The organism is Vibrio aphrogenes, assembly GCF_002157735.2.
Classification (GTDB): Bacteria; Pseudomonadota; Gammaproteobacteria; order Enterobacterales; family Vibrionaceae; genus Vibrio; species Vibrio aphrogenes.
Map to the genome: position 1 here is coordinate 132,911 of NZ_AP018689.1, position 23,490 is coordinate 156,400.

16 protein-coding genes and 5 tRNA genes are annotated in these 23,490 nt (G+C 43.6%); 12 read left to right on the forward strand and 9 right to left on the reverse strand.

The genetic code is table 11. The features are described from left to right. Positions 1-35 precede the first annotated feature (35 nt). The 4 genes from ubiK to VCA1004_RS00665 form a co-directional block, all read right to left on the reverse strand. A complete protein-coding gene (ubiK, locus tag VCA1004_RS00650; protein WP_086981944.1) occupies positions 36-290 on the reverse strand; it encodes a ubiquinone biosynthesis accessory factor UbiK in 255 nt (84 codons plus the stop codon). Between the two features lie 131 nt (positions 291-421). Continuing rightward, positions 422-3,508, reverse strand: coding sequence for a multidrug efflux RND transporter permease subunit (locus tag VCA1004_RS00655; RefSeq protein WP_086981945.1), 3,087 nt, complete (start codon positions 3,506-3,508; stop codon positions 422-424). 15 nt (positions 3,509-3,523) lie between these two features. Further along, on the reverse strand, positions 3,524-4,630 hold the full coding sequence (locus VCA1004_RS00660; RefSeq protein WP_086981946.1) for an efflux RND transporter periplasmic adaptor subunit: 1,107 nt from the start codon (positions 4,628-4,630) through the stop codon (positions 3,524-3,526). 18 nt (positions 4,631-4,648) lie between these two features. Then, entirely contained in the window at positions 4,649-5,242 is a 594-nt protein-coding gene (locus VCA1004_RS00665) for a TetR/AcrR family transcriptional regulator (protein ID WP_086981947.1), read from the reverse strand. Positions 5,243-5,373: 131 nt separating this feature from the next. Here VCA1004_RS00665 and rep point away from each other — a divergent pair, with 131 nt between their 5' ends. Then, positions 5,374-7,389 carry a DNA helicase Rep gene (gene rep, locus VCA1004_RS00670; protein WP_086981948.1) on the forward strand — a complete coding sequence of 672 codons (2,016 nt, stop codon included), beginning with the start codon at positions 5,374-5,376 and terminating at the stop codon, positions 7,387-7,389. A 133-nt stretch (positions 7,390-7,522) separates the two neighbouring features. On the opposite strand, the gene VCA1004_RS00675 is transcribed toward rep, so the two are convergent. Further along, the gene (locus VCA1004_RS00675; RefSeq protein WP_086981949.1) at positions 7,523-7,936 is read right to left on the reverse strand and encodes a c-type cytochrome; all 414 of its coding nucleotides are present in this window, start codon (positions 7,934-7,936) and stop codon (positions 7,523-7,525) included. A 269-nt stretch (positions 7,937-8,205) separates the two neighbouring features. Here VCA1004_RS00675 and VCA1004_RS00680 point away from each other — a divergent pair. The 10 genes from VCA1004_RS00680 to VCA1004_RS00725 all read left to right on the forward strand — a co-directional run bounded on the left by VCA1004_RS00680 (position 8,206) and on the right by VCA1004_RS00725 (position 16,601). After that, positions 8,206-8,282: transfer RNA gene (locus VCA1004_RS00680), tRNA-Arg, on the forward strand. 36 nt (positions 8,283-8,318) lie between these two features. Beyond that, positions 8,319-8,394 (forward strand) — tRNA-His (locus VCA1004_RS00685). 289 nt (positions 8,395-8,683) lie between these two features. Then, positions 8,684-8,760: transfer RNA gene (locus tag VCA1004_RS00690), tRNA-Pro, on the forward strand. Between the two features lie 42 nt (positions 8,761-8,802). Next, positions 8,803-8,878 (forward strand) — tRNA-His (locus tag VCA1004_RS00695). A gap of 190 nt (positions 8,879-9,068) precedes the next feature. Next, positions 9,069-9,145 (forward strand) — tRNA-Pro (locus VCA1004_RS00700). A gap of 901 nt (positions 9,146-10,046) precedes the next feature. After that, on the forward strand, positions 10,047-11,762 hold the full coding sequence (locus tag VCA1004_RS00705; protein WP_086981950.1) for a dipeptide ABC transporter ATP-binding protein: 1,716 nt from the start codon (positions 10,047-10,049) through the stop codon (positions 11,760-11,762). A gap of 122 nt (positions 11,763-11,884) precedes the next feature. After that, complete coding sequence (locus tag VCA1004_RS00710; RefSeq protein ID WP_086981951.1) at positions 11,885-13,432, forward strand: ABC transporter substrate-binding protein; 1,548 nt, start codon at positions 11,885-11,887, stop codon at positions 13,430-13,432. 149 nt (positions 13,433-13,581) lie between these two features. Further along, positions 13,582-14,559, forward strand: coding sequence for an ABC transporter permease (locus VCA1004_RS00715; protein WP_086984591.1), 978 nt, complete (start codon positions 13,582-13,584; stop codon positions 14,557-14,559). 2 nt (positions 14,560-14,561) lie between these two features. Next, a complete protein-coding gene (locus VCA1004_RS00720) occupies positions 14,562-15,506 on the forward strand; it encodes an ABC transporter permease (protein ID WP_086981952.1) in 945 nt (314 codons plus the stop codon). Positions 15,507-15,620: 114 nt separating this feature from the next. Continuing rightward, positions 15,621-16,601, forward strand: coding sequence for a Gfo/Idh/MocA family protein (locus VCA1004_RS00725; protein ID WP_086981953.1), 981 nt, complete (start codon positions 15,621-15,623; stop codon positions 16,599-16,601). Between the two features lie 108 nt (positions 16,602-16,709). On the opposite strand, the gene VCA1004_RS00730 is transcribed toward VCA1004_RS00725, so the two are convergent. The 4 genes from VCA1004_RS00730 to VCA1004_RS00745 all read right to left on the reverse strand — a co-directional run bounded on the left by VCA1004_RS00730 (position 16,710) and on the right by VCA1004_RS00745 (position 21,097). Further along, positions 16,710-17,831 carry a hypothetical protein gene (locus VCA1004_RS00730; RefSeq protein ID WP_086981954.1) on the reverse strand — a complete coding sequence of 374 codons (1,122 nt, stop codon included), beginning with the start codon at positions 17,829-17,831 and terminating at the stop codon, positions 16,710-16,712. A gap of 140 nt (positions 17,832-17,971) precedes the next feature. Continuing rightward, on the reverse strand, positions 17,972-18,613 hold the full coding sequence (locus VCA1004_RS00735) for a hypothetical protein (protein WP_086981955.1): 642 nt from the start codon (positions 18,611-18,613) through the stop codon (positions 17,972-17,974). Positions 18,614-18,828: 215 nt separating this feature from the next. Then, the gene (gene gorA, locus VCA1004_RS00740; protein WP_086981956.1) at positions 18,829-20,184 is read right to left on the reverse strand and encodes a glutathione-disulfide reductase; all 1,356 of its coding nucleotides are present in this window, start codon (positions 20,182-20,184) and stop codon (positions 18,829-18,831) included. A gap of 76 nt (positions 20,185-20,260) precedes the next feature. Continuing rightward, a complete protein-coding gene (locus tag VCA1004_RS00745; protein WP_086981957.1) occupies positions 20,261-21,097 on the reverse strand; it encodes a 23S rRNA (adenine(2030)-N(6))-methyltransferase RlmJ in 837 nt (278 codons plus the stop codon). 189 nt (positions 21,098-21,286) lie between these two features. Between VCA1004_RS00745 and prlC the strand changes: the two genes are divergently transcribed. Continuing rightward, on the forward strand, positions 21,287-23,341 hold the full coding sequence (prlC, locus tag VCA1004_RS00750) for an oligopeptidase A (protein ID WP_086981958.1): 2,055 nt from the start codon (positions 21,287-21,289) through the stop codon (positions 23,339-23,341). Positions 23,342-23,490: the final 149 nt, after the last annotated feature.

Consider the following 23,490-nt stretch of genomic DNA (forward strand, 5'->3'; position numbering starts at 1 on the left):
ATCGAAACTCGAAACTCGAAACTCGAAACTCGAAACTATTCTTTTTCGTTTAACTTCGCTTCAATATCAGCAAGCTTAGTTTCTAATTCATTGAGCTTTTGGCGGGTGCGTAATAGCACTTGGGTTTGTACATCAAACTCTTCACGAGAGACGACATCTAATTTACTTAATTGACCTTGTAGGACTTGGCGAACCTTTTGGTCAACATCCGCACCGAGATCCTTCACTGGTTGTGGCATTGAGTCATGAATTTGTTTTGCAATTTGCTCAATTTTTTTTGCGTCAAACATGTTGCTACTCCTAAATAATCTTGTCCACATTCTAAGTAAAGATAGGCAAAAAGTCTTGTTATTGGTTCCACAAATAAACGAAAGGCTGCCGAAGTAGGCAGCCTTTATGGTTAGTAAATATTGATTAACGATTAACTGTGTTGAGTTGGATCTTCAAGCGGTGGAATTGTCTCATCAAACTCAGGTAAAGGTTTATGCTCGCTGGCTAGGTAGCTATAGATGACCGGCAGTACAAACAATGTAAATACAGTCCCGATGGCTAAGCCTGCGACGATGACAATACCAATACTAAAGCGTTGAGCAGCACCGGCTCCTGTTGCATAAAGCAGTGGGATCAAACCGGCAATCATCGCCGCCGTTGTCATTAGGATTGGACGAAGACGAACTTTCGCTGATTCCATAACCGCATCCATTTTCGATTTGCCATGCAATAGCTGTTCTTCTTTTGCAACTTCACAAATCAAAATACCATGTTTAGTAATCAAACCCACTAAGGTGATCAAACCGACCTGTGAGTAGATATTCATGGTCGCAGCCCCCCAAGCTAAGGCAATTAACGCCCCACAAATAGCCAGTGGTACTGATACCATGATGACTAATGGATCGCGAACTGACTCGAACTGAATTGCCAGTACTAAGAAGATAACAGCTAAAGCTAAGCCAAAGGTTGCATAAAGGGCGTTACCTTCCGTCACATATTGACGAGCTTCCCCTAAGTATTCATGGCTATAACCTAATGGCAGTTTTTCTGCGGCCATGTTTTCAAACCAGTCTACGGCTTGACCCATTGAAGCAGTTGGTGCCGGAACAGCGCCAATCGTTGCTGAGTTTAGCTGGTTTAAGTGTGGTAGCGACAATGGTTGTGCAATTACATCAATTTTGACTAAACCACTTAATGGAATCGCATCACCATTAGAAGCACGAACATAATAGCCGTTCATTGATTCTGGGTTAAGGCGGTCTTTACGTTCAACCTGTGGGATCACTTCATACGAACGACCATCAAGATTAATACGGTTAACATAGCCATCTGACATCATCGTCCCAATGGTGGCTGCAATATCTTGCATTGTCACCCCATAGGCACCGGCTTTGTCTTTGTCGATGTTGATTTTCATGGTGGCAGAGTCAAAGTTTAAATCCAAAGTGGAATAAACAAACAATGGGCTCTTACCAACTTCCGATAGAATATCACTCGCAATTTGGAATAAGCTTTCAAAACTGCTTGGCGTTGTGATAACAAACTGCATCGGTAAACCAGAACCAGCTCCTGGTAACTCTGGCATTTGGAATGCAGAGACATTCATTCCTGGAATATCTTTCATCAACTTACCGACACGGTCAGTGACTTCAGATTGGCTGGCTTCACGTTGGCTCCATGGTTTCATCGAAGCAATACCAAAAGCTTGGTTCGATGCTGGTACACCAGAGAAGGCCTGCGCATATTGGATTTCTGGTTGATCAACGAGAATGTTGTTCACCTCATCCATCGTATTTTGTAGGTAATCGAGGTTAGAGTTTGAGGCTCCTGTACCCATCAATACCACCACGCCTTTATCTTCAGAGGGTGCCAATTCACTTGGGATGAATTTGAACAATAACGGCAAGCTCGCCATAACGATCACCGCAAAAGCGATAAATACAGGACGGTGTTGCATTACTGCATGGAGTGCACGCTCATAACGATTAGTCATGCGATCAAGCAAGCCATGTACCGTCAATTCAAATCGGCTAGGCTTAGTATGTGCTTTGAGCATTTTTGAACACATCACAGGAGAGAGTGTTAAGGCGATAATCCCTGACACAAATACCGCCCCTGCTAGTGTTAAGGCAAACTCTTTAAATAAGGATCCGGTAATCCCACCCATCAAGGCGATAGGAGCATATACCGCACCTAAAGTTAAGGTCATGGCAATAACTGGGGTCGCGATTTCACGGGTACCAATAATTGCTGCCCTAAATGGGGGTTCGCCTAACTTAATATGACGGTCCACGTTTTCCAAAACGACGATCGCGTCATCTACCACAAGTCCGATGGCTAATACCATGGCCAGTAGCGTCATTAAGTTCCATGAAAAGCCCATCGCCTGCATAGCAACCGCTACACCAATCAATGACAATGGAATGGTAATGATAGGGATCAATACCGCACGGAAAGAACCTAAGAATAAAGTGATAACGACTAATACAATTAAGGCCGCTTCTAAAATCGTATGGATAACTTCATTAATTGATTCGTTAATTGCGACCGTTGAATCATAAAGGACTCGCATTTCAATATTGCTTGGTAAGTTCTTTTGTAATTCAGGCAGCATCGCCAGAATATCGTGTGCAATGTTGATGGGGTTAGCGGTCGGTGCAGCGTCAATTGCAGCCACTACCGCCTCTGAACCATTAGAGGTTGCACGATAACTATCATGGCTCTTAGCGAGAGTGACTTTGGCAATATCGCTTAAGCGCACTACTTGGCCTTTATCTGATTTAACTACTAGACGTTCTAGTTCATCAGTACTTTCTACTTGAGTATTTGCGCTACCATTATAAATCACAAATTCGCCAGTCGATTGACCGGTGGCAGATTGGTAGTTGTTGGCATCTAAAATTCCCATGACTTCAGTTGCCGTGAGATCAAAGGCTGCCATTTTCGCAGGATCTAACCAAATACGTAGTGCGTATTGCTGACCACCGTATAAGTTGACTTTAGAAACCCCGTTGACTGTAAAGAGCTGTGGGTTAATCACACGTTGCAAGTAGTCAGTAATTTGACTAGAAACTAACTCACTAGAGGTAAAACCAATATACAGCACTGAGGTTGTTGAACCTGTCGACATGGTTACGGTTGGATCTTCAGCTTCTTTTGGTAGCTGCGAACGAACCGAGTTGGTCTGAGCCAAAATATCGGCTAATGCCCCATTGGGATCGGTATTAAGCTTCATGGTCACTGTAATAGTGGAAGAGCCTAAGACCGATGAGGAGGTCATATAGTCAATATTATCGGCCTGAGCGATAGCTTGTTCGAGAGGCTGAGTAATAAAGCCTTGAATTAAGTTTGCATCCGCACCGTAGTAACTGGTGGTGACCGTTACTACCGTGTTGGTCATTTCAGGGTATTCACGAACGGACATTTTGAAGATCGCTTGGAAACCAAGCAAAGCAATCAAAAGACTGATCGATACCGCCAAAACTGGACGTTTTATAAAAACATCAGTAAAGCGCATTATTTTAACCTCCGCTTACAGCATTGGGGTTTGAGCTGGTGGAGTGGTTGCATCACTCTCAACAATTTTGACTTTCGAGCCATTACTTAAACGTACTTGACCGGAAGTGACGATGGTTTGATTAGGCTTTAACCCTTCGATGATATGGGCAATGCTGCCTTTACGTTCACCAACTTTCACGATCGTTTGTATCGCACGTTGTACGCCCTCTTGCTCTTCAAGAACATAGACACTATCGCCGTAAAGGGTATAAGTAATCGCCGTTTGCGGTACGATAATTTGCTCTTTTAGTGACGGCAAGATAATGCTCGCACGTGCAAACATCCCGCTGCGTAGTTTGCCTTCGCTATTTGGAATCTGTGCTTGCACTTGAATCAAACCACTTTGAGCATTGACTGCAGGTGCAATCGCGGTGATTGAGCCTTCAAAGGTTTTATCAGGGTAAGAATCCACAACAATATTCACTTGTTGATCGACGTAAATCTTGCTGATATCGGTTTGTGGCACAGTAAAACGTAAACGCATTACACTCATGTCTTCCAAACGAACGACATCATGACCGGTTTCTAAAAATTGGCCGAGGAACACGTTACGTAGACCCACGGTGCCGGCAAAAGGAGCAGTAACCGTTCGACGTTCAATCGATGCTTTTAAGCTGGCAATATCTGCTGATAATGACAAGTAATTAGCTTGTGCTTCATCGTAAGCTTCTTTTGAAATCGAGCCTTTCGCGTAAAGATCTTTGTAACGAATGTATTTAGCTTTGGCGGCAGGCAGTTTCGCTTGAGAGCTTTGAAGTTGAGCTTTTTCAACTTTAGAGTCCACTTCAACTAACACATCGCCTTCTTTAACTTGAATTCCTGAATCGAAATTAATGCGATCAATTTGCCCACTGGCTTGCGCCGTTAAGGTTACGCCTTGAATAGGTTCAATAAAACCAATGGCATTAATGGTTGGGGTCCAAGTCTCTGGCGACAAGGTTGTGACGGTTACTGGGAACTCAGGCTCTGGCATATTCGCCATGTACTCTGCGATCTTAGTTTGTTTGAACATGTTAAAGCCGATCACACTACCAAATAGTAGTATCGCGACGACTAACATAATGAAAGTCCACTTTTTCATTCTGATAAAAGCTCCAAGTTAATGTTGAATAACCGCATCCCAACTGGCTTCAATAGCCGCATCAAGGGTTGCTTGTGTAATGGTGTAACTGCCAACGACGTGTTTTTTTGCAATGGATAAGCTCACGTCTAGGCTTAAACTGGCGAGAATATAATTATCTAAGGGTTTAAATATGCCTTGTGCTTTTCCTTCATTGAACATAGCGTCAATTTTGTAAAATAATTGACGTTCAATGTCGTTACCACAGGTCGGCTTTACGGGTAATGATTCGTATTGGAGACGGTTTAGAATAATGTCGACTTCATTTTTCGTGGTCGCCATATTCGATACATTTCTCCAAATTAATATGAATCTCTCTTTTAAAGGCATGTGGTCTTCCACGCCTTGTTGTACTATATCGGCTACTTGTTGAAGGACGTGTAAGCGAATGGCTTCGACAAGATCATCCTTATCTTGGAAATAGCGATAAATCGTACCTGCAGCAATACCTGCTTCTTGAGCAAGTTTGTGCATCGACATCCCTTGAAAACCGGTTCTGGCAAGCATTTGCTCAGCGGTATTTAAGATCAGCTGTCGTTTATCTACAATAGAATTATCGGTTGGATTGGTCATAAATCAAACACATGAATGAACGTTCATTCATTATATTCTTAACTTTTGATATCGCCACTAAAATTATAAAATTGAATTATTTTGTTACATCTAGGCTGATTGCTAACAAATGAAACACGACTGAGAGCAAAATGAGATTAAACCCTAGACAAGACGAAGCAGTAAAATACGTGTCAGGCCCATGCTTGGTCCTCGCCGGTGCCGGGTCGGGCAAAACGCGAGTGATCACTAATAAGATTGCCTATTTGGTACAACAATGTGGCTATCAAGCAAGACATATCGCCGCGGTGACCTTTACCAATAAAGCCGCTCGAGAAATGAAAGAACGGGTAGGACAAACTCTGGGCAAGGCCGAGTCGCGTGGCTTAATGGTATCGACCTTTCACACTTTAGGTCTGAATATTATTCGTCGTGAATATAAAACATTAGGTCTGAAATCGGGTTTTTCATTGTTTGATGACCAAGACCAGCTAGCGTTATTAAAAGAATTAACCGAAACCCAATTAGATGGTGATAAAGATCTGTTACGTCAGTTAATGAGCAGCATTTCCAACTGGAAAAATGACATGCTGACGCCCGATCAGGTCAAAGCACAAGCCCGTTCAGAGCAAGAGCAATTATTTGCCTTTTGCTTTGAAATGTACCTCAAGCAAATGAAGGCTTACAACGCACTTGATTTTGATGATTTGATTGCCATGCCGGTATTGCTGCTGAAAACGCACCAAGAAGTGAGAGAGCGTTGGCAAGCGAAAATTCGCTATTTGCTGGTGGATGAATATCAAGATACCAACACCAGTCAATATGAATTAGTTCGCCTGCTGGTGGGAGAAAGAGCGCGTTTAACTGTTGTAGGAGATGATGACCAGTCGATTTATTCTTGGCGTGGGGCTCGACCGCAAAACCTAGTGTTATTGAATCAAGATTTCCCACAATTAAAAATCATTAAGCTTGAGCAAAATTATCGTTCGACTAGCCGTATTTTACGTTGTGCCAATATTTTGATTGCCAACAACCCACATGTGTTTGAAAAAACATTATTTTCTGAAATTCCTGATGGCGAAAAGCTCAAGTTATTGACCGCCAAAAATGAAGAGCATGAAGCGGAGCGGGTTACTGGTGAAATCATCGCGCATAAATTTTTAAATCGTACTCAATATAAAGATTATGCCATTTTGTATCGCGGTAATCATCAGTCACGACTGATTGAAAAATCGTTAATGCAAAACCGAGTGCCGTATAAAATTTCAGGGGGAACATCATTTTTTGCCCGTGCAGAAATTAAAGACATCATGGCTTATTTACGTGTCTTGGTGAATCCGGATGATGACAATGCGTTTTTACGAATCGTGAATACTCCCAAACGTGAAATTGGCCCTGTGACGTTAGAAAAACTGGGCAGTTATGCCAACATGCGCGGTAAGAGTTTATTTGCGGCCAGTTTTGAGTTGGGACTTGAACATCATCTATCAGGGAGAGGCTTGGAAGCATTGCGTCGATTTACCTCTTGGATTGTGGAAATTGCAGACAATGCAGAACGAGGTAACACCGTGGAAGCGGTACGCTCATTAGTGCGTGATATTAATTACGAAGATTGGTTATATGAAACTTCATCGAGCCCGAAAGCGGCTGAAATGAGGATGAAAAACGTTTCAGATTTATATACATGGATTACCTCCGATTTAGAAGGTGACAATTACGACCAAGAAGTCAAAACCTTAAAAGAGGTGGTACAACGCTTAACGCTACGGGACATGATGGAGCGAGGTGAAGGAGAAGATGACGCTGACCAAGTGCAGTTGATGACTTTGCATGCCTCGAAAGGCTTGGAGTTTCCTTATGTGTATTTGATGGGGGCAGAAGAAGGAATTTTGCCACATCAAACCAGTATCGATGAAGATAATGTGGATGAAGAGCGTCGCCTTATGTATGTTGGGATTACTCGAGCACAAAGAGAACTAACATTTACGATGTGTCGTGAGCGTCGTCAATACGGGGAAATCTTAAAGCCGACTCAGAGCCGTTTTTTAGATGAATTACCCTTTGATGATGTGGAGTGGGAATTACACAAGAAACCGCAAACTGCCGAAGAACGCATGGAAAAAGGGCAAGCTCACATTGCCAATTTAAGAGCGATGTTTAAAAAGTAAGACTGCGCTGGTTTCGATTACTAATCAACCTCAGGTTAAATAAGAAAGCCTTGCGACTTGATGTGATGGTCAAGGCAAGGCTTTTGTCTATTTGGTTTGCTTTTTAATGGCAAACGCTACAGAGCGATATTGACTATAGCCCGGCAGCCATGTATTCAATGGCTGCTTTGATTTCATCATCAGAACAATCCATACAAGTGCCTTTTGCGGGCATGGCATTAAACCCTTCAATAGCATGCTTAATTAATGTGGCTTCACCTTGTGCTATACGTGGCGCCCAATCGCCAGCGTCGTCCTTTTTCGGCGCACCACTGACACCTGTACCATGACAAGCAATACAGAAGGTACTATAGACGGCAGCACCATCACGAGGACCTGAAGGGGTTTCTACCACGGGTTCATTGCCAGCTAAATACACATCACCAACCGGTTTAATACGATCAGCAATGGCTGCTCGTTCGCTATCACTAATTCCTGAAGCAAAAGTAAAGGAAGAAAAGGTTAATGTTGCGGTCAGAATAATTAAAGTTTGGCGATTCATATCCATAAACTCACTCTATGCTCAGGTTGCAATAATATGATGCGTTTGCTCATCGTGAGCAAATCTAGTTATAAATTTGTAAACAGAACGTGATTGTATCTTTTTAATATCTCTCTATAAACTATAAGATCGCTGTGACATGGAGTGCGTCACATCCTAAAACGGTTTATTTATGCTTTAATTGCTGAAAAACACATCAAACAGTAAAAAAAGATGAAAAAGTACTAGACGACCTAGTACGATATCCGTATTATTCCTCTCCGCCGATAGGGCATGCGCCCGTAGCTCAGCTGGATAGAGCGTTGCCCTCCGGAGGCAAAGGTCGAAGGTTCGAATCCTTTCGGGCGTGCCATTCGGACAGCTTTGAGAGTATCGGTAAAAAACATTGGTGGCTATAGCTCAGTTGGTAGAGTCCCGGATTGTGATTCCGGTTGTCGCGAGTTCAAGCCTCGTTAGCCACCCCATATTTTAGGTACGAGTTTATATCCCTAGTTATTAGGAAGATTAAAACTGGCACCTCTAGGAACTAGTAAACTAGAGACTAGGAACTTACATCGGTGAATCGCGTAACTTAGTAGCGCATCTCCGGCTTTTGGAAATAAGCGGACCAGAGGGTGAGCCTCAGTTTGTTTAACTAAAAGCGAATACAAAATTCGGTGAATAGCGCAGCTTGGTAGCGCATCTCCGGCTTTTAGGAATAAGTGGACCCGAGGGTGACCCTCAGTTTGTTTAACTAAAAGCGAATACAAAACTCGGTGAATAGCGCAGCTTGGTAGCGCATCTGGTTTGGGACCAGAGGGTCGGGGGTTCGAATCCCTCTTCACCGACCACTTTATATAAGCCCTGAAAGCTCAGGGCTTATCATATTTGTGGTGGCTATAGCTCAGTTGGTAGAGTCCCGGATTGTGATTCCGGTTGTCGCGAGTTCAAGCCTCGTTAGCCACCCCATATTTTAGGTACGAGTTTATATTCCTAGTTACTAGGAAGATTAAAACTGGCACCTCTAGGAACTAGTAAACTAGGGACTAGGAACTTACATCGGTGAATAGCGCAGCTTAGTAGCGCATCTCCGGCTTTTAGGAATAAGTGGACCAGAGGGTGACCCTCAGTTTGTTTAACTAAAAGCGAATACAAAACTCGGTGAATAGCGCAGCTTGGTAGCGCATCTGGTTTGGGACCAGAGGGTCGGGGGTTCGAATCCCTCTTCACCGACCACCTTAAAAAAAGGCTCTGCAGCAATGCAGAGCCTTTTTTGCATCTAATCCCCGATAATTCGTGGGTTCGCCTGATATACAAATCTTGGCTCTTCACCAACCACAATAAAAGGTTTGCAGCAATGCAGAGCCTTTTTTGCATCTAATCCCCGACAATTCGTGGGTTCGCCTGATATATGAATCTTGGCTCTTCACCGCCCACAATAAAAGGTTTGCAGCAATGCGGAGCCTTTTTTGCATCTAATGCCCGATAATTCGTGGGTTCGCCTGATATACAAATCTTGGCTCTTCACCAACCACAATAAAAGGTTTGCAGCAATGCGGAGCCTTTTTTGCATCTAATCCCCGACAATTCGTGGGTTCGTCTGATATACAAATCTTGGCTCTTCACCAACCACAATAAAAGGTTTGCAGCAATGAGGAGCCTTTTTGGCATCTAATGCCCGACAATTCGTGGGTTCGCCTGATATACAAATCTTGGCTCTTCACCGACCACAATAAAAGGTTTGCAGCAATGCGGAGCCTTTTTTGCTTTTATCATAAGAAATGCGCAATTCCTTTCGTTGTATAAATAAAGTCTCTTCAATGTCTGATCATTTAATTTGTGTGATGAGTATAAATTTTAACTTTGTGATCGATGACATATCCTTTTAAGACAATTCTTTTGATTTGTATATTTATTGAACGACATTGTCTATGGTTCGTTGGCGTTTTGTTAATAAATGTGCTTTTCATGGCTTTTCTTACCATTTTATATGCTGTTTTGTTGCTTTTTGATGAATTATTTGCCAGATTTGAGTGAATATTTTGCATCCCCTCGTGTGTTCACGGGGACATTGCAGCGAATGGATTCGTTTTTTACAGACAAGGCAGAAAGCTGTCAAAGCAGTAGAGGTCTGGTAATGCCACTTTTAGAAGTTAAAGATCTACGGATTGAATATCCGTCACGTCACGGTGTCCACACCGCAGTTAAATCCCTTTCTTTTTGCATTGAACGAGGTGAAATCGTTGGTGTAGTGGGAGAATCGGGAGCCGGTAAATCTACCGTTGGTAACGCTGTTATTGATTTATTAAGCCCCCCAGGTCGCATTGCTGGTGGCGATGTGTATTTGGATGGCGATAGGATTTCCGGTTTAAATTCGGAACAAATGCGCTCGGTACGTGGTTCAAAGATTGGATTTATTTTCCAAGATCCCATGACCTCCTTAAATCCTCTTTTTACGGTTGAGCATCAATTAACTGAGACCATTCATGCGAACATGAAAGTGTCGGAACAAGAAGCTTACACTCGTGCGTTAAATCTCATGAAACAAGTTGGGATACCACAACCTGAAAATCGCCTGAAGCAGTACCCACACCAATTTTCAGGCGGAATGCGTCAACGGGTGGTGATTGCTATCGCCCTAGCGGGTGAGCCGGATTTAATCATTGCAGATGAACCGACAACGGCACTTGATGTTTCTATCCAAGATCAGATTTTGAATCTAATTCGCGATTTATGTATCAAGAATAATGTTGGCTGCATGCTCGTGACTCACGATATGGGGGTGGTGTCTAACGTAACCGATAAAGTCGCTGTGATGTATCGTGGCGATTTGGTGGAGTTTGGGCCAACAGCAAAAGTGCTGGGAACTCCTGAACACCCTTATACACACAGTCTAATTTCAGCGGTCCCGCGTTCAGATAAAAAATTCGACCGTTTTCCATTAGTGAGTTATATCGAAGAAGCCCATGAGATGGAGCCGCTCGATATCAAAAACCATTGGTTAGGACAAAGCCAAGATCAGCGTGACTATACAGGACCGTTATTGAATGTTGAAAACGTGAGCTTGCGTTTTACCACCAAAGATTCCTTTTTTGAGTCACGTCGAGAATACGTTCAGGCATCTAACAATGTCAGTTTTGAAGTACATGAAGGGGAAACTTTTGGATTAGTTGGAGAATCGGGTTCTGGTAAGTCGACCATTGCACGAGTCATTGCCGGCTTATACGCACCAAATGAGGGCAAAGTCACCTTCGAAGGGATTGATTTGACGGCAATTAAATCTGAACGCGAACGTCGTCCATTCCGCCGTCAGATGCAAATGGTGTTCCAAAACCCTTATACCTCAATGAATCCGCGCATGAAAATTTTCGATATCATCGCCGAACCTATTCGTTTTCATAAATTGACGCGCGATGAGAATGAAACGCGCAAGATCGTCCATGATCTACTTGATCACGTTGGGCTGGGGCGTATGGCTGGATTGAAGTATCCGCATGAATTTTCTGGTGGCCAGCGTCAGCGTATCTCGATTGCTCGTGCATTAGCGACTCGTCCGCGTTTATTAATTTGTGATGAACCGACATCGGCTTTGGATGTATCAGTTCAGGCACAGATCTTGAATCTGTTAAAAGACTTACAAGATGAATTGAATCTGACCATGTTATTTATCAGTCATGATTTACCGGTGATTCGCCAAATGTGCGATCGCATTGGGGTCATGAAAATGGGACAACTATTGGAAGTGTCGCCAACGGAACAATTATTTACTGCTCCGCAACATGAATACAGTCAGCAATTAATTTCTTTAATGCCAGAATTTACAGGTTTAAGAGAAGAGATAAAAACCGCTTAAGGCTTGATAATTAAGGCTTTGGCGGGTTTTAGTTGGTGAAATACCACACAGATGTATAAAAACACAATATTACACTCTAAATAAAAACAAGGGATGTCCTCCCGCATGAAGGAGTTATGCAAATGAAAATGATGAAGACCAAATTGGCACTTGCTTTGGCAGCAACAGGTTTGAGTTTTAACGCATTAGCGGCCGATATTACCGTGGCGTATGATGCTGATCCGGTATCGCTTGATCCACAAGAGCAATTGTCTGGCGGTACACTTCAACTTTCTCACATGGTCTTTGACCCATTGGTTCGTTACACCCAATCTCTCGAGTTTGAACCACGTCTTGCGACAAAATGGGAACGTATTGATGGTCACACAATGCGCTTTCATCTACGCCAAGGGGTGAAGTTTCACTCTGGCAATACCATGACTGCGGATGATGTTATTTGGACTTTCCAGCGTTTACAAAAATCTCCTGACTTCAAAGGTATCTTCACGCCATTCACCGATATGGTAAAAGTGGATGATTATACGATCGACATTAAGACTGAAGAAGGTTTCCCGCTGGTTCTACAGACCGCTACTTACATTTTCCCGATGGACAGTAAGTTTTATTCTGAGTCGCCAGATAAAGGTGAGATTGTGAAGCATGGTAATTCATTTGCTTCTACCCATGAGTCAGGTACAGGGCCATTTATCGTTTCTGATCGTGAGCAAGGGGTAAAAGTCGACTTTACTCGTTTTAAAGATTATTGGGATAAAGACAGCAAAGGTAACGTTGATAATCTCACTCTTAAACCGATCAAAGAAAATGCAACCCGAGTTGCTGCCTTGCTTTCTGGTGGTGTTGACATGATTGCTCCTGTTGCTCCTAATGACCAACAACGTGTTAAAGATGCTAAAGGTTTTGAGCTCGTTACCCTACCTGGCACACGTATTATTACCTTCCAACTTAACCAAGATAGTAACCCTGCACTAAAAGATGCGCGCGTGCGTCAAGCGATCGTGTATGCCATCAACAATGAAGGTATTGCAAAACGTATCATGAAAGGCTTCGCTACGGCGGCAGGCCAGCAGAGTCCAGAAGGTTATGCTGGCTATAACCCAGAGTTAAAACCGCGCTATGATTTGAAAAAAGCGCAAGAACTGATGAAAGAAGCGGGTTATGAAAAAGGGTTAAGTTTGACCATGATTGCGCCAAATAACCGTTATGTGAACGATGCGCAGATTGCACAAGCAACGGCGGCAATGCTGTCAAAAATTGGTATTAAAGTTGATCTAAAAACCATGCCAAAAGCGCAATATTGGCCTGAGTTTGATAAATGCTCAGCCGATATCTTGATGGTAGGGTGGCACTCAGATACGGAAGATTCAGCGAACTTGACTGAATTTTTAACCATGACTCGTAACGAACAAACGGGTAAAGGCCAGTATAACTGTGGTCATTATTCTAACCCTGAAGTCGATAAACTGATTACCGAAGCCAACGTGAATACCGATCCGGCCTCTCGTGCACAACAATTACAGAAAGTCGAAGCGATTCTATATCAGGATGCTGCTTTCGTTCCACTGCATTGGGAAAACCTAGCATGGGCTGCTAAATCTAACGTTCATATTGCACCGATCGTGAACGGCATGAACTTCCCATACTTTGGTGATTTAGTGGTGGATGAAAAATAAACGAATTTAAGATCTTGAATTCGTATTAATGAGTCAATAACAGACCGTATACTCTGGAATCTGGGTATGCGGTCCTATAAAAATAAGCGGGTTACTTTTAAGAAATACGGAGCTAACCTGCATTTATGGATGATTTTAAGGGGCAAGGAATGTTTACGTTTCTGGTCAAGCGCCTGTTTCAGGCACTGATAGTGATGTTTGTGATCAGTTTGGTTGCGTTTTCCATACAGGATAACCTAGGTGACCCGTTGCGTGAGCTCGTCGGACAATCTGTCTCGCAAGCAGAACGTGATGCACTTCGTGATGAGATGGGGCTGAACGATCCGTTTGTGGTGAAATATCACCGTTTTGTGGTCAATGCATTGCATGGCGATCTTGGCACATCTTACTTTTTTAAAAAGCCGGCAGCAGACGTTATTTTAGATAAGTTGCCAGCAACATTAGAACTGGTGTTTGGTGCATCAGTGATCATTATTTTCTTATCGATACCGCTTGGGGTGTATTCGGCCATTAATCCGAAGAGCCTACTGACGAAAGCTATTATGGCGATGAGCAGTATTGGGATTTCGATTCCGGTCTTTCTGACTGCCATTATGTTGATGTATGTGTTTTCCATTGAGCTAGGTTGGTTACCATCTTATGGGCGAGGTGATACCAGTGATATTTTAGGCTGGGATTCAGGCTTATTTACTCTCGATGGTTTGGCGCATTTAGTGCTACCTTGTATTTCACTTGCCTCGATCATGTTGCCATTATTTGTTCGCTTAGTCCGTTCAGAAATGTTGGAAGTATTGAGTTCTGAATACATTAAATTTTGTAAAGCCAAAGGGTTGGCCATGAACAAAATTTATTATCAACATGCATTAAAAAATACCATGCTACCAGTGCTGACGGTGGGTGGGGTACAAATCGGTACTATGGTGGCCTACACCATTTTGACAGAAACTGTCTTCCAATGGCCAGGAACTGGCTTTCTTTTCCTTGAAGCGATTAACCGTGTCGATACGCCGTTAATTACCGCTTACGTTATCTTCGTTGGTTTGATTTTCGTGGTCACCAATACCATCGTTGATTTGCTATATGGCTTGGTTAACCCAACCGTCAATATCACAGGAAAAGGAGCATAATCATGAATCAGCAAACCTCATCTATTGTTCCTACTCGTTGGGAGCGTTTTAAGCAGTCGGATATTTTATATTATTTCTTACGTGATAAAGTCGCGATGGTTAGCTTTGCGGTGTTTATGGTATTCTTTGTCGCGGCGGTGTTATCACCTTGGATCGCTCCAACCAACCCGTATGATTTAACTTCAATTGATATCATGAACTCAGAGCTTCCTCCATCGTGGATGGCCGGAGGGGAAAGTGCATTTTGGCTAGGAACGGACGATCAAGGACGTGATATTTTTTCGACCATTTTGTATGGGTCTCGTTTGTCGCTAATGATAGGTTTTTGTGCGGTGGCGGTACAATTATTCCTTGGCATCATTATTGGTTTGTCTGCCGGTTATTTTGGTGGACGTATTGATAGCTTTTTAATGCGTTTTGCAGATGTTCAGCTGTCCTTTTCAACTATGATGGTGGCGATCATTGTATCGGCTATTTTCAAAGCCAGTTTTGGCGGAGAGTTTTACAGTGAATATGCGGTCTTGATGTTGATTGTGATTATTGGGGTAGCCGAATGGCCGCAATATGCACGTACTATTCGAGCCTCGGTATTGGCTGAGAAGGAAAAAGAATATGTAGAAGCGGCGCGTGTAATGGGCTTCCGTTCTCCACGTATTATGTTCCGTCATATTTTGCCAAACTGTTTATCACCAATTTTGGTTATTTCAACGGTGCAAATTGCTAATGCGATTATGTCGGAAGCGGCGTTATCTTTTCTAGGATTGGGCTTACCGGTTGATCAACCCTCTCTAGGTTCATTAATCAGTATTGGCTTTAATTATATTTTCTCCGGTTCTTGGTGGATCACGGCTTTCCCTGGGATTGTATTAGTAACCATAGTGTTAGTGATTAACTTATTAGGTGACTGGTTACGCGATGTCTTTAACCCGAAACTGTATAAAGGTTAATTTCATCGCTGAGTGACTTAGGTTACTCGCTGAAAAAACTAACGTATGATGATAAACCGCAAAGGGAGACTTTTGCGGTTTGTTTTTTAGGTATGTCGATTGAAAGGGAAACATATGCTACGTCTAGCCATTATCGGGACAAACTGGATCACTGAGCGTTTTGTGCAAGCAGCCATAGAAGTGAATGAGTTTGAATTAACCGGCGTGTATTCACGCACCGAAGCGCGAGCGTCAGAGTTTGCTACGCTGTTTAACGCGCCAGCACAATGTTTTACCGATTTAGAGACTATGGCGCAAAGTGATGCGTTTGATGCGGTGTATATCGCAAGTCCTAACTCATTGCATTATGCCCAAAGCGTGTTGATGCTTGAACATGGTAAACATGTGATTTGTGAAAAGCCCGTCGCCTCTAATATCACGCAAGCGGAGCACATGTATCAAGTTGCTGAAGCGCATGATGTAGTGCTATTTGAAGCATTTAAAACTGAGTACCTACCTAACTTTCAGCTCATTAATCAGAACCTTGGTAAGTTGGGTAAGCTACATAAAGTCTTTATTAATTATTGTCAGTATTCATCTCGCTATCAGCGTTATTTGGATGGAGAAAATCCAAATACCTTCAACCCTGTCTTTTCTAATGGCTCGATCATGGACATTGGTTTTTATTGTGTATCGAGTGCAGTGGCACTATTTGGCGAACCTATAACTGTGAAAGCGAGTGCTCACTTACTTGACTCTGGCGTTGATGCGCATGGTACAGTCATTTTAACCTACGAAGACCATGAAGTAGTGCTGTCTCATTCCAAAGTTTCGGATTCGAACATCCCCAGCGAAATTCAAGGCGAGGCGGGCTCACTTATTATTGAACATATTTCAGAGTGTGATCATGTGGTACTCAAATTACGCGGTGAAGCGCCGCTTCGATTACAAGTGCCACAAGTCGATAACAGCATGACTTATGAAGCTAAAGAATTTGCTGAGCAGATTAAGCAAGGTAAATTGTGTGAAAAAGCGAAAGCGCGTGCGCTAGGGGTATCGCGTATTACCACTGAAGTGCGCCAGCAAACGGGAGTCGTATTCCCAGCAGATGGTTAAGCAGTGAGGTTAGTTAAGGAACTCGTTTTATCGATAACAGAGCATGATGCAAACCAAAGTCTGACTCGTCCTTACGGAGTTAGGCTTTTGTTGTATCAGACCTAAAACCTAAAACCGCCCATTCAGCATTAAAATAAGTTGCCTACGATCACCAACAATACCGGTGTACTCCATTGCTGCTGATAAGTGTTGATTGACATTCAAGTTAAAACCCAAAATACCGGCCCACTTTTCTTTATTTTCTTGGTGAACTTCAAACGCAATAGTATGTGGTGCATCAAAGTCTTGTGAAGATTCCATGGTTTCTAGGTTAAACCCACCTTTTAAGGTTTGTTGAATATCCATGTAGCTGGCACCGGTATATAAGTTGACATCTAAACCATGTGGCAGATCAAAGGTATAGCCAACGCGTGGTTGAATATTGAGAGCTCCTCCACTGACGTTGGTTTTTTTCATGTCGGTTTGCGTGTAAACAATCGGCATGGTGTAGAACCAATCCCCGCTGGCTCCCGCTAACATTGCTCCAAAGCTGTAGTTATAACCTTCAACTTCCGCTTCTGCGCTCAAACGCCAAGGTTCACCACTGAAAATATCAGGCATTTCATCGGGAAGTAATTGGCTGCCAGCCTTACATTTTAATGGATTTTTGGCGCAATAAGCCTGAATGCCATTGTTTAGTGCTTCGGTTACCGGACCACTGGTAACCACACTGCCTTTGGGCATGCTCATATTAATATCAATGGTGCCGTTGATTCGGCCTACTGTGGCAAAGACGTTGAGAAATGGCAGTACCCAAGCATCTAGTTTAAGTTGTGGGGTGTTGGTTTTACTGCGAAATTTATCGAATGATAGAAAATCGATATCAATATTAGGTTCTCCACTATAACCTAGTTTCATGTCGCTTATGAGTTGGTCTTGTGCTACATGGCTAAACAAAAAACTGACCCCAAACGGCAAAGGTAAATCATAGCCGTTATAAATTGCCACTTGTCCACCTAATGGTAATACTCGGTCCCAGACTTTATCTGTACTTGCGGGGCTAGTGGGTTGGGGGGAAGAGGTTGATGGATGATGAGAGGTCGCTGGTGGGCTCTGGTTGGTCACTTGAGGTACCGTGTGAACCTCGCCAATAGCACGAGCTGCATGAGCAAATTCACTGGGGATAAAGCTCAACCACGCTGCAATAAGCGTAAAGTGAATATTGTTAAATCTAAAAGGTGACAGCAGCATAGAGTTTCATCCATAAATGGTCGTTTTAATAGGTATTGTGGGCACTGAGAAGACGGTATCATCAGTGGTTCGCACGGTTCCTTCCTAATACATCAATTGTGTTGGCGCTTATTATTGTGATGAGGTAGAGAGAGGTTGAATTAATTGGTTATCCGAATATAAAAGCCAATCTGTCCATCATGATCGTCATAACTCGCTCTTCCGCCTAATGCGATATTTTGCGTAAAGTAGTAATTCATTTCAGCAGAAGTTTGTAAGTAAGTACGACCGTAAGCGTATTTCGCACCAATATCGGTGCCAACGTCGATGTTATCGGTCACGCTATAACGTAACCCGGCCAAGCCACGCACTCCCAGGCTATAGTCATCATAATTTATACCGACGATTTGCTCGGCGGTGGAACTGGATTGACGATTCTTATACCAATCATAACTGAGTTCACCGCCAAACACGGCATCAAGTGAAGCGTTTATTGGCCATCGATATAAGCCACCAATGGCAAAGTCACTTTGATTAAAATGAGAGCCGTAAGCTTCATCACCGGTTGGGTAATCCTCATCATTTAAAAAATAATTTTGGTAATGGCTGGTCAAAATCCAATGTTCATTGAGCATGTAGCTGCCAGCTAACTTAATATCCAATCCATCTGTTTGCCAGCCCGCACCGAGTTGTAGGTGGTTATAATTATAAGGAGATGCATAAGCCCGATAATCTGGATTGGTTAAACTCGTGATTGGCGTTCCTGTCCAATATGAGAGTAACGAAAAAAGCAAAATGAACATAAATGGCCAAGGTCCTAACGAATTCCGTTCTAATTTTGATTCTATGTTACTCCGAGGAAAAAAGCTTATATAAAACAGTGATCCTATTGGAATAATGATAAAAGAAATCGTCGAGAGGCTCTGAGGTAGCAGGTAAAAAGGAGGGGTATTCAGTATGAAAATAACAGCCCCGCTAACCATAGTGAGGCTGTATGTGTGGTGCATGATGAGTGTGATTATCTCATGGTCACGAATTCTTCGCTGCCCGTTGGGTGAATCGCCACCACAGAATCAAAGTCGGCTTTGGTTGCGCCCATTTTCATGGCAACGGCAAAGCCTTGGATCATTTCATCGACGGTAAAGCCAATGCCATGTAAGCCGACGACTTTTTCATCGCTACCTGCGCAAACCAGCTTCATTTTGCAGGGTTGGCGATGGGCGGTTACAGCGGTGTACATGGCGGTGAAACCTGAAGTATAGACTTTCACTTGGTCTTCGCCGTATTGTGCTTTGGCTTCTGCTTCTGTGAGGCCAATAGTTCCAATCGGTGGGTGGCTAAATACCACGGTTGGGACTAGGTTATAGTCCATTTTTGCGTTTGGTTTTTTGTTGAATAAACGCTCCGACAATTGGCGTCCGGCTTTGACCGCGACTGGTGTCAGTTCAATGCCACCTTCCATGATGTCACCAACACAGTAGATGCCTTTGACGTTAGTCTCTTGATATTCATCGACTTTGATGTAGCCGCGCTCGTTGGTGGCAACCCCGGTCGCATCAAGGTTAATCGCATCAGTAGCAGGGTGGCGACCAATCGCCCAAATTAAAGTATCAACGTTTTGAGTTTCACCATTTTCTAGGTGCAAGGTTAAGCTACCATCGGCTTCTTTCACTACTTGTTTCGGGACGGAATGAGTATGCAGTGTTGGACCTTCGGTGTTCATCACTTCGACTAAGGTGTCGATGATCATAGGGTCAAAGCTACGCAGAGGCGATTCTTTGCGTACGAATAAATGGGTGTCAGTGCCAAGAGCGTGTAACACGCCGGCGATTTCAACCGCAATGTAACCTGCGCCCACGACAGCGACGCGCTTCGGCTGTTCATTGAGCTCAAAGAAGCCATTAGAATCGATGCCGTATTCAGCACCTGGAATATTTGGAATGGTTGGACGACCACCGACGGCAATCAAAATATGATCGGCGGTATAGTGTTCACCATTAACTTCAACGGTCTGGCTATCCACGAATTTTGCAAAGCCACGGATGACTTCAACTTTATTATTGCCAAGTACGCGGTCATAAGACTGGTGGATGCGACCAATATAAGCTTGGCGACTTTCAACAAGCTTATTCCAATCGAAGCCTTTGACGTCGACATCAAAACCATAATCTTTGGCATATAGGTGCATGGCTTCGGCAATTTGTGCGCCGTGCCACATCACTTTTTTCGGTACACAACCCACGTTAACGCAGGTGCCGCCTAAGTCTTGAGCTTCAATTAATGCGACTTTTGCGCCATACATGGCAGCGCGGTTAGCAGAAGCAATACCACCACTGCCACCACCGATACAAATGTAATCAAAATGCTTTGCCATTTCGTTCTCCATAACCGAGTTTGTTTTATGTAATTAAGATCTGAGGGCGTAACCCGCACGTTACAACCCTATTGATTTATTCTGGCACTACCCAATCGACTTTGACGTGACCTGTCGCCGGGGCGATGGCTTGTTTTAATAAGGGTAGGATCTCATTCATTTGGCTTTCAAGTTTCCACGGAGGATTAATGACAATCATCCCAGAAGCCGTCATACCACGTTCATTACTGTCTGGTGAAACTCCTAATTCAATTTGTAGAATTTTACGAATTCCCAGATCTTTTAAGCCAGCTAACATGTCATCAATGGTGTGGCGATAGACCACTGGATACCAAATGGCATACACCCCAGTAGACCAACGTTTATAGCTTTGTGCGATGGCCTTGACCACATCTTGATACTCATGCGCCAATTCATACGGCGGGTCGATAAGGACCAATCCACGACGTTCTTTAGGTGGCAGACTGGCTTTTAAATGTTCAAAGCCGTCTTTTTTGTGGATCGAAACTTGACGGTCGCGATGAAATTCTTGCTCTAAAAGAGGGTGATCGCTCGGATGCAGTTCTGTTAAGACCATGCGATCTTGTTGACGTAAGTGAGCACGTGCTACGCGTGGAGAACCCGGATAATAACGAAGTTCATCACCTTCATTTAAGGTTTTAATCGCCTGCAGATAGCTTGTTATTTCTTCCGGCAAATCTTGCTGCCATATACGCGCAATACCTTGTTTGTATTCGCCGGTTTTTTCTGACCACTCATGGGTTAAGTCATAACGTCCAACCCCAGCATGTGTATCATGGTACACGAAAGGTTTTTCTTTTTGCTTTAAGGCATTAAGAATCAGGCTTTGCACGATGTGCTTTACCACATCGGCGTGATTGCCAGCGTGGAAACTATGGCGATAACTCAGCATGTTAGGTCTCGTAAAAGTGGGTCAATATTGATACTAATGATACCGAATAAAATGTCTTAATGCCTGATAAAAGCATCCGCAACTGGCTTTTTAACATTCCAGCTATTGAAATTTCACCCGAAAGACTACATTTATCAAATATACAGCGATAACCAAACCGTGCTTCATTTCACGATTAAGGAACCATTCATGTCTAATCCGTTACTCTCGTTCACCGAATCCAAAGATGGATTGCCGCCGTTTTCTCTCATCACACCACCACATGTTCAGCCTGCCGTTGAGCAAGCCATTGCCGACTGCCGCGCGCAAGTCGAAAAAGTGTTAGCCAATGAAGCGGCGCCAAGTTGGGCGACCATCTGTGAGCCGTTAACGGAAACTGACGATCGTTTAAGTCGCATTTGGTCGCCTGTTAGTCATTTAAATTCAGTTAAAAACAGTACTGAATTACGTGAAGTGTATGAGGCTTGTCTGCCATTGCTCTCTGAATACGGCACTTGGGTGGGACAACATAAAGGTTTGTATCAAGCGTATAAAGCGGTAAAAGCCAGCGATGAATTTTCCACCTTGTCGACGGCTCAGCAAAAATCGATTAATGATGCGCTAAAAGATTTCGAATTATCTGGCATTGGGTTGCCCGTTGATCAACAAAAACGTTATGGCGAAATCAGTAAACGTTTATCAGAGCTTGGCTCCACATTTTCTAATAATGTGCTCGATGCCACTATGGGGTGGAGCAAGCATATTACCGATGAAAGTGAGTTAGCTGGCATGCCTGAATCTGCGATGGCGGCGGCCAAAGCCAATGCGGAAGCTAAAGAGCTCGACGGTTGGTTGTTGACCTTAGAAATGCCTTCTTATATTCCAGTGATGACCTACTGTGATAATCAAGCACTGCGCCAAGAGATGTATGAAGCCTTTGTGACTCGCGCCTCTGATCGTGGCCCTAATGCTGGTAAGTGGGATAACAGCGAAGTGATGGCGGAAGAATTAAAACTGCGTCATGAAATTGCGCGCCTACTTGGTTTTAGTTCTTATGCGGAAAAATCACTGGCTACTAAAATGGCAGAAACTCCAGCGCAAGTGATGGAGTTTTTGAACAACCTAGCGACGAAAGCGAAGCCTCAAGGTGAGCGTGAAGTGGAAGAGCTACGTCAATTTGCCGAACAAGAATGTGGTGTGAGTGAATTAAACTTATGGGACATTGCCTACTACAGTGAGAAGCAAAAGCAGAAGTTGTTCCAAATTTCGGATGAAGAGCTGCGCCCTTATTTCCCTGAATCAAAAGTGGTGGCGGGCCTGTTTGAAGTGCTAAACCGCGTGTTTGGTATGACAGTGACGGAAAAGTCGGGTGTTGATACTTGGCATGAGTCGGTGAAATTCTTTGACATTACTGATGCCAATGGCGAGCTGCGTGGGAGTTTCTATCTTGATTTATACGCACGTGAGCATAAACGTGGCGGTGCGTGGATGGATGAATGTCGTGTACGTCGTCGCTTAGCTGATGGCTCGTTGCAATCACCGGTAGCCTATTTAACCTGTAACTTTAATAAACCTGTTGGTGATAAACCTGCGCTGTTCACGCATGATGAAGTGGTGACCTTATTCCACGAATTTGGTCATGGTATTCACCACATGTTGACGCAAGTTGAAGTGGCAGCGGTGTCTGGTATCAATGGTGTGCCTTGGGATGCTGTAGAGTTACCAAGCCAGTTCCTCGAAAACTGGTGCTGGGAAGAAGAGGCGCTGTCTTTTATTTCTGGTCACTACCAAACGGGTGAACCGTTACCCAAAGAAATGTTGGATAAAATGTTGGCTGCGAAAAACTTCCAATCCGCGATGTTTATTTTGCGTCAGCTTGAGTTTGGTTTATTCGACTTCACGCTGCACTCACAATACGACCCAGATATTGGCGCGAAAGTGCTGGAAACCTTGGCAGAAGTAAAAGCCAAAGTGGCGGTGCTGCCAAGCTTAGAATGGAACCGTTTCTCACATGCCTTCAGCCATATTTTTGCTGGTGGGTATAGTGCAGGTTACTACAGCTATTTATGGGCAGAAGTGTTATCAAGCGATGCGTATTCACGTTTTGAAGAAGAGGGCATCTTCAACAAAGAAACGGGGCAACGCTTCCTTTCTCACATCCTAGAAATGGGTGGCAGTGAAGAGCCGATGGAATTATTCAAACGTTTCCGTGGTCGTGAGCCGCAAATTGATGCGCTGTTGCGTCATGCGGGGATCGAGGGTTAGAGGTACTCGTTTGCCAGAGTCTCATTCCTAAGAGCGGATGTTTTAGTTATCAGCGATCAAGAGCGTTCTTGGTCGCTTTTTTATTTAAACGGGATTAGTCTTCTCTAGAAGCTAGAAGCTAGAAGCTAGAAGCTAGAAGCTAGAAGCTA

Bases quoted from the DNA above. Each gene is read 5' to 3' on its own strand.
- ubiK (WP_086981944.1), bottom strand. From the start codon at position 290: ATGTTTGACGCAAAAAAAATTGAGCAAATTGCAAAACAAATTCATGAC.
- VCA1004_RS00710 (WP_086981951.1), top strand. From the start codon at position 11,885: ATGAAAATGATGAAGACCAAATTGGCACTTGCTTTGGCAGCAACAGGT.
- VCA1004_RS00660 (WP_086981946.1), bottom strand. From the start codon at position 4,630: ATGAAAAAGTGGACTTTCATTATGTTAGTCGTCGCGATACTACTATTT.
- rep (WP_086981948.1), top strand. From the start codon at position 5,374: ATGAGATTAAACCCTAGACAAGACGAAGCAGTAAAATACGTGTCAGGC.
- VCA1004_RS00745 (WP_086981957.1), bottom strand. From the start codon at position 21,097: ATGCTGAGTTATCGCCATAGTTTCCACGCTGGCAATCACGCCGATGTG.
- VCA1004_RS00675 (WP_086981949.1), bottom strand. From the start codon at position 7,936: ATGGATATGAATCGCCAAACTTTAATTATTCTGACCGCAACATTAACC.
- VCA1004_RS00730 (WP_086981954.1), bottom strand. From the start codon at position 17,831: ATGCTGCTGTCACCTTTTAGATTTAACAATATTCACTTTACGCTTATT.
- VCA1004_RS00655 (WP_086981945.1), bottom strand. From the start codon at position 3,508: ATGCGCTTTACTGATGTTTTTATAAAACGTCCAGTTTTGGCGGTATCG.
- prlC (WP_086981958.1), top strand. From the start codon at position 21,287: ATGTCTAATCCGTTACTCTCGTTCACCGAATCCAAAGATGGATTGCCG.
- VCA1004_RS00720 (WP_086981952.1), top strand. From the start codon at position 14,562: ATGAATCAGCAAACCTCATCTATTGTTCCTACTCGTTGGGAGCGTTTT.
- VCA1004_RS00725 (WP_086981953.1), top strand. From the start codon at position 15,621: ATGCTACGTCTAGCCATTATCGGGACAAACTGGATCACTGAGCGTTTT.
- VCA1004_RS00715 (WP_086984591.1), top strand. From the start codon at position 13,582: ATGTTTACGTTTCTGGTCAAGCGCCTGTTTCAGGCACTGATAGTGATG.
- VCA1004_RS00735 (WP_086981955.1), bottom strand. From the start codon at position 18,613: ATGTTCATTTTGCTTTTTTCGTTACTCTCATATTGGACAGGAACGCCA.
- gorA (WP_086981956.1), bottom strand. From the start codon at position 20,184: ATGGCAAAGCATTTTGATTACATTTGTATCGGTGGTGGCAGTGGTGGT.
- VCA1004_RS00705 (WP_086981950.1), top strand. From the start codon at position 10,047: ATGCCACTTTTAGAAGTTAAAGATCTACGGATTGAATATCCGTCACGT.
- VCA1004_RS00665 (WP_086981947.1), bottom strand. From the start codon at position 5,242: ATGACCAATCCAACCGATAATTCTATTGTAGATAAACGACAGCTGATC.